Here is a 15936-nt window from a genome sequence, read left to right on the forward strand (position 1 = left end):
GGCTGGATTTGGTGCACATTCGCCCTCGGCTCCCGGCCCGGGGACGCCCAGCGGGCCGGATTCGGTGGCTGTGGCAGGCCGCGGAGCCCGGGCGGGCCCGGGAAGCGGGCGCCGGAGCGCGCCCGGGCCGTCCGGCCCCCGCCGCAGGCCTGGGGCGGGGGCCGGGGGTGTCCCCCGGTTTCGGGAAGGGGCGGGGTGGGGGAAACCCCGCCCGGGCCCAGGGTCAGCCGCCCAGGCGCAGAACTTCCCTCAGCACCTCCGTCAGCAGGGCGTACGGGTCGGACGCGGCGCGTTCCGCTCGCCAGGCCACGAAGCCGTCGGGGCGGACGAGGACCGCGCCGTCGGGGGCCGTGCCGTGGAGTTCGGACCAGTCGGTGCCCGGCTCGGGGGCCAGTTCGTGGTCCGGCTCCGTGCCGACGCGGTAGCAGTCGAGGGGGACGCCGAGGGCGTCGGCGGCGCGGCGGCCCGCCTCGTGCCAGGCGGCGCCGCCCGGGCCGGTGAGCAGCACGCAGGTGCGCTCGTACAGGTCGAGGGTGGAGAGCCGGACCCCGCAGCGGTGGACCCACATGTGGGGCGCGCGGCCACCCGGCTCGGCGGAGATCTCGAAGCGGTCGGGGACGGCGGGGCCCGCGGGGTCGGTGCCGAGGACCGCGCCGTTCACGTAGCGGTAGCCCATGGCGACGGCCATGACGTTGCTCTGCGGGCCCGCGGTGGGCGGGGCGGAGTAGCCGGGGTGGCTGTGCTCGGCCGAGCGGGACGCGGCGCGGGCGCTGGTGGCCTGGGCGACGGGCTGCCGCTCGGTGCCGTACGTCTCCAGCAGCCCGGGCCCGGCCCAGCCGCCGAGGACGGCGGCGAGCTTCCAGGCGAGGTTGTGGGCGTCCTGGATGCCGGTGTTGGAGCCGAAGGCGCCGGTCGGGGACATCTCGTGGGCGGAGTCCCCGGCGAGGAAGACGCGGCCGAAGCCGTAGGAGTCGGCCACCCGCTCGGCCGCGTGCCAGGGCGCCTTTCCGGTGATCTCGACCTCAAGGTCCGGCATGCCGACGGCGGTGCGGATGTGCTGGGCGCAGCGCTCGTCGGTGAACTCCTCCAGGGTTTCGCCGCGCTCGGGGTGCCAGGGGGCGTGGAAGACCCACTGCTCCTGGTTGTCGACGGGCAGGAGCGCACCGTCCGCCTCGGGGTTGGTGAGGTAGCAGGCGATGAAGCGGCGGTCGCCGACCACGTCGGCGAGGCGCTTGGCGCGGAAGGTGATGGACACGTTGTGGAACAGCTCGCCGTGTCCGCTCTGGCCGATGCCGAGCGCCTCGCGCACCGGGCTGCGCGGGCCGTCGGCGGCGATGAGGTAGTCGGCGCGGACGGTGGAGCGGGTCTCGGTGCGGCGGTCCAGGATGACGGCGGTGACCCCGTCGGCGTCCTGCTCGAAGGAGAGCAGCTCGGAGCCGAAGCGGAGGTCGCCGCCGAGGTCCTGGGCGGCTTTCACCAGGACCGGTTCGAGGTCGTTCTGGCTGCACAGACACCAGGCGGAGGGACTGAGGCGGGCGGCCTTGCCGCCCGGGTCGATGTCTCGGAAGAGCCAGTTGTGCTCCTCTCCGGCGAGCGACGGGGTCTGCATGATGCCGTGGTTGTCGGCCAGGACGGCCGCCGCCTCGCGGATCGCGGACTCCACTCCGGCGGTGCGGTACAGCTCCATCGTGCGGATGTTGTTCCCCCGCCCGCGCGGGTGGTGGGAGGTCCGCGGATGCTTCTCGACGAGCAGGTGGCCGATCTCCAGACGGCCCAGGAACAGTGAGGCGGACAGGCCCACCAGGGAGCCTCCCGCGATGAGGACGGGCACGCGTGTCGCAGTGTCGGCAAGACGATTCATCTTGCAGCTATGCCCGGTGTTTCCAGCCCCGTTCGGGGCTCTGACCAGGCGTTCCCTCAGATGGCTCACAAATCTCGCGCCATACGTGGGAGCGCCCGACGATCGGTCTGACGGGCGGCGCATCCAAGGAAGGACGCATCCCCCTAGGAGGAGTGGAATATGAGCACCCTGCCCCAGACTCCACAGCCCACCACGACACCAACCATGACCACGCGGTCCTCGCAGTCCTCACTGGCCGATTCGCGGCTGCGCGTGGTGCTGCTGCTGGATGTGCGCAGCGGTGCCGAGGAGCGTTTTCTGCGCGCGTATGACGAGCTGTGCCAGCAGGTGGCCTCGGTTCCGGGGCATCTCAGCGACCAGTTGTGCCAGTCGATCGAGGATCCCTCCAAGTGGCTGATCACCAGCGAGTGGGAGAGCGCCCCGCCGTTCCTCGCCTGGGTGGACAGCGAAGCGCACCGGGAGATGGTCAAGCCCATGCACGGCTGCGTGGAGGACACCCGGTCGCTGCGGTTCGGCATCCTGCGGGAGACCGAGCCCCGGGGCCACGGGGCGGCGATGGCCCGGGGCCGGCTGCAGGCCGCGCCGAGGATCGGCGACGGACTGGTCCGGCACGGCCTGACGTTCACCGTGAAGCCCGGTTCGGAGAAGGACGTGGCGGCGATCCTGGCCGACTACGCCCCGATGGAGACGCGGGTGGACGACGCCACGCGGCTGTGCCGGACGTCGCTGTTCATGACCGGCAACCGGGTCGTCCGGGCCGTCGAGGTGAAGGGCGACCTGGTGGCGGCGCTGCGCCATGTGTCCCGGCAGCCCGAGGTGCGTGCGGTCGAGGCGGCCGTCAACCCGTATCTGGAGGAGCCGCGCGACCTGGACGACCCGGACGCGGCACGGGAGTTCTTCTACCGGGCCGCGCTTCCCGTCGTGCACCACCTGACGGCGGTCAACGGTACGAACGGCGGCGCGCCCGCGGGCCCGTTGCGGCGGCACGCCCTGTGCTACCCGGTCCGCGAGGGTTCCGGCACGGCCGTGGCCCGGCTGCTGGCCCGCCAGGACGAACTGGCGATGAACTCCGGCACGACGCCCCTGGTGAGCAGCACGATCTTCCAGCACGAGGACCTCGTCGTCCGGATGGTGGACCTGCGGGCGCCGCTGGAGCAGGACCCCGCGCTGGCGGTCGGTGTCGGCGGCAAGCGTGCCGCGGCCGTGCTGGCCCGCCTCATCGAACGCGGCCAGGACCGGGACCTGTCCCACCAGGACGGGCTGCGGCGCTTCCTCGCGGACTGCGACATGGAGCCGGTCACCGACCGCCGGGCGGCGGACTACTGACCTTCCCCACCCCTCCTTTACCGCCCTCACGCACTTTATGACCCCATGTCACGTCCCATGTCCGGAGGCACCGATCATGATCACGCAGTCCCCCCACATCGTCGACCTCGCCGACGTCGCTCACAACACCCGGCGCGGCGGCGATCTGCGCGCCATGCTCACCCCGAGCACGGTGGGCGCCACCAGCGGCTTCATGGGCCTGGCCCTCATGCGGCCGGGCGAGCGCATCGGTGAGCACTACCACCCGTACTCCGAGGAGTTCGTGTTCGTCGTCTGCGGCGACCTGGAGGTGGATCTGGACGGGACCGCGCACCAGCTGCGCCCCGACCAGGGCCTGCTGATCCCCCGCGACATGCGGCACCGCTTCCGCAACGTCGGTGACACCGAGGCCCGGATGGTCTTCCATCTGGGCCCGCTGGCTCCCCGTCCCGAGCTGGGGCACGTGGACACGGAGGCCACCGAACCTGCCGAGGCGTCATCGTGACGCGACGGGTGGCGATCACCGGGCTCGGCGTGGTCGCACCGGGGGGCGTGGGGGTTCCGGCCTTCTGGGACATGCTCACCGCCGGGCGCACGGCGACGCGCGGCATCACCCTCTTCGACCCGGCGGGGTTCCGTTCGCGGATCGCCGCCGAATGCGACTTCGACCCGGTGGCCGCCGGGCTGACCACGGAGCAGACCGAACGCTCCGACCGGTACGTGCAGTTCGCGCTGGCGGCCTCCATGGAAGCCACCCGGGACGCGGGCCTCGCGACCGGCGGCGAGGACCAGTGGCGTACGGGGGTGTCGCTGGGCACCGCCGTCGGCGGCACCACCCGGCTGGAGAACGACTACGTCGCGGTCAGCAACAAGGGCGACTCGTGGAACGTGGACCACCGGCGGGCCGGGCCGCATCTGCACCGGGCGTTCTCGCCCAGCGCGCTGGCCTCCGGAGTGGCGGAGCTGATCGGGGCGCAAGGGCCGGTGCAGACCGTCTCGACGGGCTGCACCTCCGGTCTTGACGCCATCGGTTACGGCTTCCAGACGATCGAGGAGGGCCGGGCCGACGTATGCGTCGCGGGCGCGGCGGACTCCCCCATCTCCCCCATCACGGTGGCCTGTTTCGACGCCATCAAGGCGACCTCGGCCAACAACGACGACCCCGCGCACGCGTCGCGCCCGTTCGACGCGCGCCGCGACGGCTTCGTGCTGGGCGAGGGCGCCGCCGTGCTCATCCTGGAGGAGCTGGAGCACGCGCGCGCCCGGGGCGCCCGGATCTACTGCGAGATCAAGGGGTTCGCCACCTACGGCAACGCGTACCACATGACCGGGCTGACCCGGGAGGGCCTGGAGATGTCCGAGGCCATCGACCACGCGCTGGGCCACGCCCGCATCAACAGCTCCGACATCGACTACGTCAACGCGCACGGCTCCGGCACCCAGCAGAACGACCGCCACGAGACGGCCGCCGTCAAGCGCTCGCTGGGCGACCACGCGTACCGGACGCCGATGAGTTCGATCAAATCCATGGTGGGGCATTCGCTGGGCGCCATCGGGGCCATCGAGATCGTGGCCTGCACCCTGGCCCTCGCGCACGGCGTCGTGCCGCCCACGGCCAACTACGAGAATCCCGACCCCGAGTGCGACCTGGACTACGTACCGCGCACCGCCCGCTCCCTGCCGCTGCGCCATGTGCTCTCGGTGGGCAGCGGGTTCGGCGGCTTCCAGTCCGCGGTGGTGCTCAGTCATGGGGGTGCGACATGAACGCGACCGTGAAGACGACGAGCAAGGCCAAGAAGCACGTCCGGGGCGCGGCGATCACCGGAATGGGGATCGTGGCGCCCAACGGCGTGGGCACGGACGCCTTCTGGAAGGGCGTACGGGAGGGGATCACCTTCCTCGACCGGCTCACCCGCGAGGGCTGCGAGGACTCCCCGCTGCGGATCGCGGGACAGGTCCGCGGCTTCGACCCGGGTTCGCTGATCGAGGAGCGGTATCTCGTCCAGACCGACCGCTTCACCCACTTCGCGATGGCCGCCGCCGAGCTGGCGCTGGACGACGCGCGGCTGCCGCGCAAGGACATGTCGCCGTACGCGGTGGGCGTGGTGACCGCGTCCGGCTCCGGCGGCGGCGAGTTCGGCCAGCGCGAGCTGCAGCAGCTGTGGGGCAAGGGGCCGCGCTATGTGGGCCCGTACCAGTCCATCGCCTGGTTCTACGCGGCCAGCACCGGCCAGATCTCCATCCGCGGCGGGTTCAAGGGCCCGTGCGGGGTGGTGGCCAACGACGAGGCGGGCGGCCTGGACGCGCTCGCGCACGCCTGCCGGTCGATCCGGCACGGGGCGGACGCGATCGTGGTGGGCGCCGCCGAGGCGCCGCTCGCCCCGTACTCGGTGGTCTGCCAGCTGGGGTACGAGGAGATGAGCCTGGCCCGGGACGCGGGCCGGGCCTATCTGCCGTTCACCGCCGACGCCTGCGGCTTCGCGCCGGGCGAGGGCGGCGGGATGCTCGTCGTCGAGGAGGAGGGCGCGGCGCTGCGGCGCGGGGCGCGGGTGCGCGGGCGGATCCTCGGCCACGGCGCGACCTTCACCGGCCCGTCCAACTGGGAGCGGTCCCGGGACGGCCTGGCGCAGGCCATCCGGGTCGCGCTGGCCGAGGCCGGGTGCGCTCCCGAGGAGATCGACGTGGTGTTCGCGGACGCCCTCGGCACCCCGGAGGCGGACCGTGCCGAGGCCCTGGCCATCGCCGACGCGCTCGGCGCCCAGGCCAAGCGGGTGCCGGTGACCGCCCCGAAGACCGGTTTCGGCCGGGCGTACTGCGCGGCTCCGGTGCTGGACGTGGCGGCCGCGCTGCTCGCCATGGAACACCGCGTCGTGCCGCCCACCCCGTACGTCACCGACGTATGCCATGACCTCGACCTGGTCACCGGCAGTTCCCGCGCCGCCCGGCCGCGGACCGCGCTGGTGCTGAGCCGGGGGCTCATGGGTTGCAACGCGGCGCTTGTGCTCCGCGGCCCGGAAGGAGATATCTGATGTCCAGTCAACTGTCCTACGGGGACCTGGCCTCGCTCATGAAGCGCTGCGCCGGACTGACCGTCGACCCGGAGCTGATGCGCACCCGGCCGGACTCCACGTTCGAGGAGTACGGGCTGGACTCGCTCGGTCTGCTCGCGATCGTCGGCGAGCTGGAGAACAACTACGGCACCCCGATCGAGCCCGGCGCCGAGAGCTCCAAGACCCCCGGCGACTTCCTCGACGCCATCAACACCTCACTCACCACGGGAGCCTGAGATGACCGGCCACACCGACAACGAGATCCTGATCAAGGCCCCCATGGACCTGGTCTGGGACATGACGAACGACCTGGAGAACTGGCCGAACCTGTTCAGCGAGTACGCGTCGCTCGAGGTGCTCCAGCGGAACGGCGACACCACCACCTTCCGGCTGACCATGCACCCCGACGAGAACGGCAAGGTCTGGAGCTGGGTCTCCGAGCGCGAGACGGCCCGCGACGTACGGACCGTCTGGGCGCGCCGGGTGGAGACCGGTCCGTTCGCCTTCATGAACATCCGGTGGGAGTACGACGAGGAGCCCGAGGGCACCCGGATGCGCTGGACCCAGGACTTCGAGATGAAGCCGGAAGCGCCGGTCGACGACGCCGGAATGACCGAGCACATCAACCGAAACTCGAAAATCCAGATGGAGCTGATCCGGGAGAAGATCGAGCAGCGCGCCCGCGCGCGGGTGGGGGCATGAGGGAAATGCACCGTGAACTGATCGTGGCCCGGATGAAGGAGAATGCGGCGAAGGACATAGCCGCCGTCTTCGACGAGTCGGACCGCCATGGGGAACTGCCGCATCTGATCGGTGTGCGCGGGCGGAGTCTGTTCCAGTTCGGCGATGTGTATCTGCATCTGATCGAGGCCGACCGACCGCCGGGACCCGAGGTCGCGCGAGTGGCCGGCCATCCGGAGTTCCGCGCCATCAGCGAACGCCTCTCGGCGTACGTACAGGCCTACGACCCGGCGACCTGGCGCGAGCCGAAGGACGCCATGGCGAACGAGTTCTACCGCTGGGAGCGCTGAGGGACCGGGCCGGGCGAGCGCCCGGCCCGATTTCAATCTGACAAGCTGCATTCGAACCGGCTGCCGCATACGCGGAAGCCGGTTCCGGCGTTACAGGAGAATCCATCCTGACGTCCCGAAAAGCCTGTCGGACAATCAGGTGAATGACCATCAGCCCGTTCGCGCGGCATAAGAGTGATCCAGGGTCGGAACTCCACCCGGAGGGCTTACATCCGTCCGATTTGCTGGCCGCGTCAGGTGGCAGCGGGGCCACTCTTCGCTGACGGTGGTTAAGACGCCGACGCGATCCCTTTGTCTGGCAAATAGTCAGTAATCGCGCTGGTGCCGGAAGGAATGACTCATGCGATCTACTCGCGCACTCTTCGCCGGGGCGGCGATCGCCGCCACCCTGACCCTGGGCGCCCCCGCCGCCGCGTTCGCTGCCGACGTCTCGGACCCGGGCGGTCACGGCGGGTACTCGAGCAGCCAGGAGTCCTCCGAGGACGGCTACGGTCAGAGCGGCAGCTCCTGGAAGGACAAGGACAAGGACCCGAAGGAAGAGCACGGGAAGGAAGAGCCGAAGGGCAAGGACGAGGACCCCCGCCACCACGAGGACGACTGGTCCGGCAGCGACCCGTCCAAGGGTAAGGACGAGGACCCCCGCCACCACGAGGACGACTGGTCCAGCAGCGACCCGTCCAAGGGCAAGGACGAGGACCCCCGCCACCACGAGGACTGGTCGGACAAGAAGGGCGACTGGGACGGCGGGTCCTGGAAGAGCCACGAGAAGCCGAAGGGTGGCGTCCACACCGGTGGTGGCGGCATGGCCACCACGGGCAGCGGCATGGCCGCCGGTTCGGTTCTGCTCCTCGGTGGGCTCGGCGCCGGCGCCTACGCCCTGCGTCGCCGCAAGCCGTCCGGCACCGCGATCTGAGCCTGACGCTTCTGATTCACCCCGTGCTGCCGTGGCACCACCGCTCGCTTCGGCGGAGGTGCCACGGCAGCGCCACGGACGGGCGCTGTGAGAAAGGCGAACACCCGCATGGGCAAACAGGGCAAGCAGGGCGGTACTGACAGCAACACCCGCGACAGCAACACCCGCACGCTCCGATGGGCCGCGGCGGCGGCGCTCATCGGTGTCTTCCTGATCTACAACTCGGTCGACGCGTCCTCCCAGTCCTCCCCGGTGGCACCGGCCACGCCCGCGGCCACCGCCTCCGACACGGATACGCAGCCGGAGACGGCGGAGGTACCCCCGGCGGACCGGCCCGACGTGCCGTCACCGGCGGCCAAGCCCGCCTCCCGGCCCGGGCCCGCGCTGCCCCGGTCGGCCCCGAACCGGCTGGACATCCCCTCGATCGGGGTGGGCGCCCCGTTCACGGCGCTGTCGCTCAACCGCCAGGGCACGCTGATCCCGCCGCCCGACACCGACAACAACCTCGTCGGCTGGTACAAGGCCGGCCCCTCCCCCGGTGAGCGCGGCAACGCCATCGTGGCCGGGCACGTGGACACCAAGACCGGCCCCGCGGTGTTCTCCATGCTCAACACCCTGAAAGCGGGCAGCAAGGTGACCGTGGCCCGCGACGACGGCATCCTCGCCACGTTCGTCGTCGACAAGGTGCGGACGTACAAGAAGAAAGACTTCCCCGACCGGCAGGTGTACGGGGACACCAACGACGCCCAGCTGCGCGTGATCACCTGTGGCGGTGCGTACGACCACACCGCGAAGGACTACACGGCGAACGTGGTGGCGTTCGCCCACCTCACCTCGTTCCGCTGGGCCTGAGGCCCCCACAGACCGTCACAACAACGAAGGTGCCCGCGGGTGCGGGCACCTTCGTCGCGCTCCGGGCACCGGCGGCTAGCCGGGCACCGTGCTGTCGATGGCGTGGAGATACGAGTTGACGGGACGGCTCTCGGTGACGTTCAGCCCGGCCTCGGTCATCCGTGCCACCAGGCTGTCCGTGGTGTGCTTGCGGCCGCCCACGTTGAGCAGCAGGAACAGGTCCATGGCCGTGGTGAACGAGGAGCGACTGTTGTCGATGAGGTTCTCGATGACGAGGACCCGGGCGCCCGGCCGCGCGGCCGCGACCACATTCGCGAGGGTGCGGCGGGTGTTCTCGTCGTTCCATTCGAGGATGTTCTTGATGATGTAGAGATCGGCCTGGACGGGGATCTCCCGGCGGCAGTCGCCCGGCACCAGCGTGGCCCGGTCGGCCAGCGCCCCGCCGTCCCGCAGCCGGGGGTCGGCGCCCGCCACCACCTGCGGCAGGTCCAGCAGGGTGCCGCGCAGATCGGGGCGCTTCTCCAGGAGGCTGGCCAGCACATGGCCCTGGCCGCCGCCGATGTCGGCGACCTCCTTGATGCCGTCGAGGTCGACGAAGGCCGCGACATCGGCCGCGGACTGCCTGCTGGAGGTGGTCATCGCCCGGTCGAAGATCGCGGCCGACTCGGGCGCGTCCTCGTGGAGATAGGCGAAGAAGTCCTTGCCGTAGAGGTCGTTGAAGACGATGCCGCCGGAGCGCACCGCCCGGTCGAGCCGCGGCCAGGCCTCCCAGGTCCACGGCTCGGTGCACCACAGGGAGATGTACCGCAGGCTGCGCGGGGCGTCCTCGCGCAGCAGCCGGGACATCTCCGTGTGGACGAAGCGGCCGTCGTCGGTCTCGGCGAAGATCCCGCAGCAGGCCAGGGCGCGCAGCAGACGGCACAGCGGGTCGGGTTCGGCGTCCACCGTGGCGGCGAGTTCGCCGATGGAGGTGGGCTCCTCCCCCAGCGCGTCGGCGACGCGCAGCCTTGCGGCGGCGCGTACGGCGGCGGCCCGGGCGGCGCCGAAGGCGATCTCCCGCAGCCGCATGGCCGCCTCGGGCGCGGCCGTGCTGTCGGGAGCCGGGGTGGCGGTGGTGGTCATCTCAGCACCGGCCGGTGGGCACCGACAGCGTGCAGACGTTGCCGGTGAAGGTGTTGCCGGGGCCCTTGTCCCGGTCGGCCACGTCGGCGGGCTTGTTGCCGGTCATCACGTTGCGGCTGATGGTGTTCTTGCTGTTGGCGACGCCGACGACGCTCTTGAACAGCACGATGCCGCCGGACATGGGCGAGGTGCCGACATTGTTGTGCACCTGGTTGCCGGTCACCCGGGTGGTGTCGGTGCCGGTGAGCACGATGCCCGCGCCCTGGATGAACGGCAGCCGGGCGTTGGGCGCGCAGTAGGCGTTGTTCGCCTGGACGGCGTTGTGGGCCACCGTCAGGTCCCCGGCGCGCGGTTTGGACTCATCCCCCACGACGAACACGCCGCCGCAGTTGCCGGTGACGGTGTTCTGCTCGACGGTCAGGTTCCGCAGCCTGCGCACCACGACGCCGATGCGGTTGCCGGTCAGCCGGTTCTCGGCGACCCGGGTGCCCTTGGCGTCGGTGGCGCCGCCCTCGGCGTCGACGGTGTTCGCGAGGAAGATGCCCGATTCCTTGTTGTTGCGGGAGATGTTGCGGAGGAAGGACCCGCGGGTGGACAGCTGCTGGCCGATGCCCTGCTGTCCGTTCTTCTCGGCGAGGGCGTTGCGTACGTCCATCCGGACGGTCTGCGAGCCCCAGATGCCGTTCTTGGGGAAGCCGGTGACGGTCAGCGAGCGGATCCGGACATTCTTGACCCGGCGCTGGGCCGTACCGGTGACGCAGATGCCGTGTCCGGCCTTGCCGCAGGCGTTGGCCGACGCCTTGTCGGGCGCGGTGAGGACGGTCGTCCGGCCCACGCCGCGCAGGGTCAGGCTCTTGGTGATCTGGACGTTCTCCCGGTAGACACCGGCCCGCAGCTGGACGGTGTCGCCGGGCCGGGCCGCCTTCACCGCGGCCTGGATCGACTGACCCGGCTTCACGGTGTGCACGGTGGGGGCCGGAGCGGCGTGGGCGCCCGGCAGCTGGGTCATTCCGATGGCGAGGGCGGCCGTGGCGACCGCGAGGTGGCGAAGCTTGAATGTGCGCATGAACAGGAAGTTATGAGCGACTTTCACCACTCGCCACTTATGCCCCGCCTAGTTACGTACGCCCTACTCCAGCACCCGGGAGCCGCCGACCGGCAGGTCCCACAGCTCCTCGCGGGGGCGGCCGGTCGCCTCGAAGGCGGCGCGGACCCGGTGCAGGGGCTCCAGCGGCGGTTCGGCGGAGAGCAGGAACGTCGACCAGTGCATGGGCACGAGCGTCCGCGCCCCGAGGTCCAGATACGCCCGTACGGCCTCATCGGGATCGGTGTGCACCGCCCGCAGCATCCAGCGCGGGTCGTACGCGCCGATCGGCAGCAGTGCCAGGTCGATGCCCGGGTAGCGGTGGCCGATCTCCCGGAACCAGTGGCCGTAGCCGGTGTCGCCCGCGAAGTACACCCGCTGCCCGTCCGGCGCGGTGACGACCCATCCGCCCCACAGCGAGCGGCAGGTGTCGGTCAGGGTGCGCTTGCTCCAGTGGTGCGCGGGGACGAAGTCGAAGCGGACCGGGCCGCCCGCGCCCGGCAGTTCGGCCGCCTCCCACCAGTCCAGCTCGGTCACCCGGGTGAACCGGCGGGCCCGGAACCACCCGGCGAGACCGGCCGGGACGAACAGCGGCGTGGCCCGGGGCAGCCGCTTGAGGGTGGGCGCGTCGAGGTGGTCGTAGTGGTTGTGGCTGATGACGACCGCGTCGACGGGCGGCAGATCCTCCCAGCGCACCCCGGGCGGGGTGACCCGGGCCGGGGTGCCGAGGATCCGGCGCGCCCAGACCGGGTCGGTGAGCACGGTCAGCCCGCCGATCCGCAGCACCCAACTCGCGTGCCCCGCCCAGGTCAGCGCCGTCTGCGCGGGTCCGGTCGCGGGCAGTGGGCCCGGTGCGAAGGGCAGCTCCGGGATCTGGCGCAGCGTCTCCATCGGCGGCCGCAGCCGCCCCTCGCGGGCCAGCCGGGCGAGCGCGCGCACCCCGGGCAGCGGGGAGGTGAGCCGGTGGACGAACGACCTCGGCCAGGTGCGGACCTCGCCGAGCGGGCGCGGGGCGGGCAGCGGCGGGGCCGCGACGGGGGCCGTACGGGACGCGCGGGCCGGGAGCGGCAGCCGGGACGTGCCGTGGCCCTCGCCCGCTTCGGTGGGTCCGGCCTGGTCGGTCATGGGATGCGCTCCCTTCGCGGTCGGCCTCTCACGGCGCCCCGGCCCGGACGAGGTCCCGGAAGGCCGCTTCGAAGGCGGTCAACTCCTCTGCCACGGAGGGAAGTTCCAGCGGGTCCGGGGCGGCCAGCGCGGCGAGCCGCAGCTCGCCTGCGGCCCCGAGCAGCGGCAGCGTCGACAGCCGGATCCGCAGGGTGTGCGGCGGGTCGCCGAACCGGTGACCACCGGCCACCGCCGGGCCGAGCCGCCGGGCCAGCTCGCGCTCCACCTCCACCGAGTCGGTGAGCGAGCGGGCGGCCAGCACCCCGCGCAGCTCGTCGAGGTCCGCGTACAGCTGACGCCCGGCCTGCGGCGGGCGGCACAGCGCGCCGACGGCGGTCAGCGCCCGGTACGCCGCGGCCGCCACCGCCCCGTGCGCGCGGGCCGCGGCGGCCATCCGGGTACGGACCGGCTCGGGCTCGGTGAGCGCGTACGCGGCGGCCGCGGAGACGGGCGCGGGCAGCCCGGCCCGTACGGCGGTGAGCGTGGACAGCACCCGGGCGCGCAGCTCGTCCCCGCGCTCGGTGGCCGGGAACCGGGCCACCGCGGCGGGCCAGCCGACCGGGGTGAAGGCGCCCGCGAGGTCGGTGAGCACGACCACGTCCTCAGATGCCATCTCGGCCGGGCTGAGCAGCACCGTGCCGTGCGGATGGTGCACGGTGTCCCGCCAGGTCTCGTCGCTCACGATCAGCAGCCCCTCGGCCGCCGCCGCCTCGCACACCTCGTGCAGCAGCTCGGGCGGGGCCACGGTGCCGGTCGGGTCGTCGGCGACGGACAGCAGCAGGACGCTCGGCACACCTCCCTCGGCCCGGACCCGGCGGACGGTCTCCAGCAGCGCGAACGGATCGGGCAGCCCGCCGCACTCGGCCGGGACCGGGGCGTGGTGGCCGCGCCGGTCCAGCAGCCGCACCAGCGGCTCGTACCAGGCGGCGCAGGGGCGGGGCAGCAGGACGTCGCCGCCGGGGGCCGAGGCGAGCAGCGCGAGCAGCAGCGGCTCGGCGCCGGGGGCGGCCACCACATGCGCCGGGTCGGTCCACAGCCCGCGCCGCGCCCAGTAGCCGCAGGCGGCCGTGCGCAGGTCGGCGGAGCCGCCGACCGGCTCCGGCACGGCCCGGTCCGCGGCCGCCGCGAAGCACGCGGCCAGCTCCGGGAGGACCGGCAGGCCGCCGTCGTCCCGGTCGGCCGGGGCCGGTGCGGTCCACTGCCGTCGCATTCGTCCACACCTTTCGTGTGGGCACGCGCGTGCACGCGCGTGCACCTGTGTGCCGACGCTGTCCACCTTCGCAGATCCGCGGTGGCTGCGGCGGGGGACGACACCCCGAGATGATCAGCCGACCGGAGCCTCAGCCCTGGTTCAGGGCGATCAGCTGGCGCTCCAGGCCTCGGCCACGGGTCCGTACGACCGTCTCGGCCAGCTCCACCAGCTTCCGGTTCGTCCGCTGCGAGGTCCGGCGCAGCAGGTCGAACGCGCGGTCGGCGTCGCAGCCCAGTACGTACATCACGATCCCGCACGCCTGGTCCACCACCGGGCGCGACCGCAGCGCCGCGTCCAGCTGGTCCACTTGGACGAGGGCGGCCTGGTAGAGGCGGTCCTTGGCCAGGCTCCCGGTGGTGAGGTCGCCGAGCAGCTCGGTGGCGCCCTGGGCCGCCTTCTCCAGGGGGCCGGGGCGCAGCCCGTAGACGGAGATCGTCACCGACAGCCCGTCGCATGCGAACGGCAGCGTCGCGCTGGACCGCACCCCCGCGTCCAGCGCCCGGGCCCGGAAGCTGGGCCAGCGCGGATCGTGCAGCAGATCGTCGGCGCCCGCCGGGCGGCCGGTGTCCAGGGCGGCCAGGATCGGGCCCTCGCCCGACAGCATCTGCACCGACACCAGCGCCGACAGATCGGGGTGGGTGGCGGCGGTCGTCCGGTCGTCCTCCACGCCGCCGGGCGCGTCCTGGGGAAGGAGCGCGGTGGCGGTGGCCCCGCAGCTGGCCGGGGTGCACGAGGCGGCCTGTTCCGCCAGCTCCGCGAGGCCCCGGCCGAGCGAGGGGGCGTCGGTCTGACACTGCGGACGGCTGTACGAGCGTTCCGGCATCGCCGATTCCGGTCCTTTCCATCGGTAGGACAGTGGAGGTCCTGTTTCGTTCGGCTTCCCGCTGCCTTGCGCGGAAAACAACACCCGGCCGGTGCTCCGCCGCCGGTCCGGCTACCGTGTGCGCATGCCCCGGGCGCAGGATTTTGGTGCGGAACTCACGGATTTCCGCAGACGTGTGGATGAATTGCGGACGGCGAGGGCGCTGCCCTCGCAGGAGCGGCTGTCCTTGCTGGACGCCGCTCTTTTCGAGCTTCAGCACGTCGTTGACGTGCTGTGGCCGCGCTACGAGGAGCTGGCCGCGGCCAGCCGGGTCCCGCCGGGAGGCCGGGGCGACCCGCATGAACAGCAGCTGCTGCGCGCCCTGTTCCAGCGCCTGCCGATCCCCGTCGTTCTGCTGGACCGGGAGTCCGTCGTACGGCGTATGAACTTCGCCGCGACCCAGCTGTTCAACACCCGCGCCGGGTACGCCACCGGCCGTCCCCTGACCTCGTCGCTGCGCCGCGACGGCCAGGCGGCGCTGCGTTCGCAGGTCGCGGCCGTGGCGCGCGGGGAGGGCGGGCGCAGTCTGACGGTGCGTCTGTCGCAGCCGGGGGCGGACGGCTCGGTGCGGGTGACGCTGGCGGCGCTGCGCCCGCCGGGCGAGCCGCAGCCCGCGGTGCTGGCCGCGTTCCAGCCGGACCGGGGCGTCCCGGCGGCCGTCTCCTCGGCCACCCTCCCGGTGCCGAGGGCCGCCGGGAGCGACGGCGCGAGCGGGGAGACCGGGAACAACGGGAGCCCCGGGACGCCCGCCAACAGCAAGGACGCCGCGAAGGACGCCGCCGACGGGCTGGCCGCGCAGCCGGATCTGGCCGAGGTGACGCGCCACGCCGCGCTGCTGGACCTGGTCGACGACATGGCGACGGCGCTGCTGCGGGTCACCCTCGCGGGCGGCGGCCCGGAGGATGTGCTCGGGCGGGCGGCGGAGCTGCTGCACGGCCGGTTCGCGGACTGGGTGATCGCCGACCTGGCCCCGGACGGCGGCGAAGCGCCGCACCGGATGGTGGCCCTCGGCCCGCCGGAGGCGGCCGGGGACCGTACGGCGTCGCTGGCCGCGCAGGATCCGGCCGACTGCCCGCTGGTGGTCGACGCGCTGGACGACGGGGTGTCGGCCCTGCGGGTGAGCCCGCCCGACGCGAACGCCTTCGGCCGGGACGCCACGGGCGCGCCCGTGCTCGTCCGGGAGGAGGTCACCTCGCTGCTCTGCATCCCGCTGCGGGTCTCCCCCACGTCCCCGGTGCTCGGCGCGCTCACGCTGTTCCGTACGGGCGGGCGGAGCGCCTTCGAGATGGCGGAGGCGGGGGCGGCGGACCGGGTCTCCCGCCATATCGCCCTGGCCCTCAGCCGCCCCCGGGTCCGGGAGGCCTGAGGTCCACCCTGCGGCCGTCCCTCATGTGGGCTATGGTGTGTCACCGCGGGAGTAAATCTGACAAAAAGGGCACA

Annotated in this window: 16 protein-coding genes; 10 read left to right on the plus strand and 6 right to left on the minus strand. The window is 72.5% G+C overall.

Features of this window, described 5'->3' with window-relative positions; all coding sequences use genetic code 11:
* Positions 1-223: 223 nt before the first annotated feature.
* A complete protein-coding gene (locus ACFV9T_RS36950) occupies positions 224-1861 on the minus strand; it encodes an FAD-dependent oxidoreductase (RefSeq protein WP_385446914.1) in 1638 nt (545 codons plus the stop codon).
* Between the two features lie 159 nt (positions 1862-2020).
* Here ACFV9T_RS36950 and ACFV9T_RS36955 point away from each other — a divergent pair, with 159 nt between their 5' ends.
* From ACFV9T_RS36955 to ACFV9T_RS36995, 9 genes are all read left to right on the plus strand, one after another.
* Positions 2021-3187: a SchA/CurD-like domain-containing protein gene (locus ACFV9T_RS36955; protein ID WP_385446915.1), complete on the plus strand. Its 1167-nt coding sequence runs from the start codon at positions 2021-2023 to the stop codon at positions 3185-3187.
* A gap of 76 nt (positions 3188-3263) precedes the next feature.
* The gene (locus tag ACFV9T_RS36960; RefSeq protein WP_385446916.1) at positions 3264-3671 is read left to right on the plus strand and encodes a cupin domain-containing protein; all 408 of its coding nucleotides are present in this window, start codon (positions 3264-3266) and stop codon (positions 3669-3671) included.
* Positions 3668-4930 (plus strand): beta-ketoacyl-[acyl-carrier-protein] synthase family protein, encoded by a 1263-nt coding sequence (locus ACFV9T_RS36965; RefSeq protein ID WP_385446917.1) that lies wholly within the window; start codon positions 3668-3670, stop codon positions 4928-4930. Before ACFV9T_RS36960 ends, ACFV9T_RS36965 begins: the two co-directional genes overlap by 4 nt.
* Positions 4927-6195, plus strand: coding sequence for a ketosynthase chain-length factor (locus tag ACFV9T_RS36970; protein WP_385446918.1), 1269 nt, complete (start codon positions 4927-4929; stop codon positions 6193-6195). The genes ACFV9T_RS36965 and ACFV9T_RS36970 overlap by 4 nt, the downstream gene beginning before the upstream one ends.
* Entirely contained in the window at positions 6195-6452 is a 258-nt protein-coding gene (locus ACFV9T_RS36975) for an acyl carrier protein (protein WP_385446919.1), read from the plus strand. Before ACFV9T_RS36970 ends, ACFV9T_RS36975 begins: the two co-directional genes overlap by 1 nt.
* A 1-nt stretch (position 6453) precedes the next feature.
* A complete protein-coding gene (locus ACFV9T_RS36980) occupies positions 6454-6918 on the plus strand; it encodes an SRPBCC family protein (protein WP_385446920.1) in 465 nt (154 codons plus the stop codon).
* A 5-nt stretch (positions 6919-6923) separates the two neighbouring features.
* Complete coding sequence (locus ACFV9T_RS36985; RefSeq protein ID WP_385446954.1) at positions 6924-7247, plus strand: TcmI family type II polyketide cyclase; 324 nt, start codon at positions 6924-6926, stop codon at positions 7245-7247.
* A gap of 340 nt (positions 7248-7587) precedes the next feature.
* Complete coding sequence (locus ACFV9T_RS36990) at positions 7588-8160, plus strand: hypothetical protein (protein ID WP_385446921.1); 573 nt, start codon at positions 7588-7590, stop codon at positions 8158-8160.
* Positions 8161-8247: 87 nt separating this feature from the next.
* The gene (locus ACFV9T_RS36995) at positions 8248-9012 is read left to right on the plus strand and encodes a class F sortase (protein ID WP_385446922.1); all 765 of its coding nucleotides are present in this window, start codon (positions 8248-8250) and stop codon (positions 9010-9012) included.
* 75 nt (positions 9013-9087) lie between these two features.
* Here the strand turns inward: ACFV9T_RS36995 and ACFV9T_RS37000 are convergent, their stop codons facing one another.
* The 5 genes from ACFV9T_RS37000 to ACFV9T_RS37020 all read right to left on the minus strand — a co-directional run bounded on the left by ACFV9T_RS37000 (position 9088) and on the right by ACFV9T_RS37020 (position 14457).
* Positions 9088-10134 carry a methyltransferase gene (locus ACFV9T_RS37000; protein ID WP_385446923.1) on the minus strand — a complete coding sequence of 349 codons (1047 nt, stop codon included), beginning with the start codon at positions 10132-10134 and terminating at the stop codon, positions 9088-9090.
* A 1-nt stretch (position 10135) separates the two neighbouring features.
* Complete coding sequence (locus ACFV9T_RS37005; protein ID WP_385446924.1) at positions 10136-11200, minus strand: nitrous oxide reductase family maturation protein NosD; 1065 nt, start codon at positions 11198-11200, stop codon at positions 10136-10138.
* 63 nt (positions 11201-11263) lie between these two features.
* Positions 11264-12343: an MBL fold metallo-hydrolase gene (locus tag ACFV9T_RS37010; protein ID WP_385446925.1), complete on the minus strand. Its 1080-nt coding sequence runs from the start codon at positions 12341-12343 to the stop codon at positions 11264-11266.
* A gap of 28 nt (positions 12344-12371) precedes the next feature.
* A complete protein-coding gene (locus ACFV9T_RS37015) occupies positions 12372-13592 on the minus strand; it encodes an aminotransferase class I/II-fold pyridoxal phosphate-dependent enzyme (RefSeq protein WP_385446926.1) in 1221 nt (406 codons plus the stop codon).
* 130 nt (positions 13593-13722) lie between these two features.
* The gene (locus tag ACFV9T_RS37020) at positions 13723-14457 is read right to left on the minus strand and encodes an ANTAR domain-containing response regulator (protein WP_385446927.1); all 735 of its coding nucleotides are present in this window, start codon (positions 14455-14457) and stop codon (positions 13723-13725) included.
* 124 nt (positions 14458-14581) lie between these two features.
* Between ACFV9T_RS37020 and ACFV9T_RS37025 the strand changes: the two genes are divergently transcribed.
* A complete protein-coding gene (locus ACFV9T_RS37025; RefSeq protein WP_385446928.1) occupies positions 14582-15862 on the plus strand; it encodes a PAS domain-containing protein in 1281 nt (426 codons plus the stop codon).
* Positions 15863-15936 lie beyond the last annotated feature (74 nt).

This window comes from Streptomyces sp. NPDC059850 (assembly GCF_042731515.1).
Classification (GTDB): Bacteria; Actinomycetota; Actinomycetes; order Streptomycetales; family Streptomycetaceae; genus Streptomyces.

Excerpts from the sequence above, each read along its gene's own strand:
- ACFV9T_RS36970 (WP_385446918.1), top strand. The coding sequence starts at position 4,927 with ATGAACGCGACCGTGAAGACGACGAGCAAGGCCAAGAAGCACGTCCGG.
- ACFV9T_RS36990 (WP_385446921.1), top strand. The coding sequence starts at position 7,588 with ATGCGATCTACTCGCGCACTCTTCGCCGGGGCGGCGATCGCCGCCACC.
- ACFV9T_RS37010 (WP_385446925.1), bottom strand. The coding sequence starts at position 12,343 with ATGACCGACCAGGCCGGACCCACCGAAGCGGGCGAGGGCCACGGCACG.
- ACFV9T_RS37015 (WP_385446926.1), bottom strand. The coding sequence starts at position 13,592 with ATGCGACGGCAGTGGACCGCACCGGCCCCGGCCGACCGGGACGACGGC.
- ACFV9T_RS36960 (WP_385446916.1), top strand. The coding sequence starts at position 3,264 with ATGATCACGCAGTCCCCCCACATCGTCGACCTCGCCGACGTCGCTCAC.
- ACFV9T_RS36980 (WP_385446920.1), top strand. The coding sequence starts at position 6,454 with ATGACCGGCCACACCGACAACGAGATCCTGATCAAGGCCCCCATGGAC.
- ACFV9T_RS36955 (WP_385446915.1), top strand. The coding sequence starts at position 2,021 with ATGAGCACCCTGCCCCAGACTCCACAGCCCACCACGACACCAACCATG.
- ACFV9T_RS36975 (WP_385446919.1), top strand. The coding sequence starts at position 6,195 with ATGTCCAGTCAACTGTCCTACGGGGACCTGGCCTCGCTCATGAAGCGC.
- ACFV9T_RS37025 (WP_385446928.1), top strand. The coding sequence starts at position 14,582 with ATGCCCCGGGCGCAGGATTTTGGTGCGGAACTCACGGATTTCCGCAGA.
- ACFV9T_RS36985 (WP_385446954.1), top strand. The coding sequence starts at position 6,924 with ATGCACCGTGAACTGATCGTGGCCCGGATGAAGGAGAATGCGGCGAAG.
- ACFV9T_RS37020 (WP_385446927.1), bottom strand. The coding sequence starts at position 14,457 with ATGCCGGAACGCTCGTACAGCCGTCCGCAGTGTCAGACCGACGCCCCC.
- ACFV9T_RS37005 (WP_385446924.1), bottom strand. The coding sequence starts at position 11,200 with ATGCGCACATTCAAGCTTCGCCACCTCGCGGTCGCCACGGCCGCCCTC.
- ACFV9T_RS36950 (WP_385446914.1), bottom strand. The coding sequence starts at position 1,861 with ATGAATCGTCTTGCCGACACTGCGACACGCGTGCCCGTCCTCATCGCG.
- ACFV9T_RS37000 (WP_385446923.1), bottom strand. The coding sequence starts at position 10,134 with ATGACCACCACCGCCACCCCGGCTCCCGACAGCACGGCCGCGCCCGAG.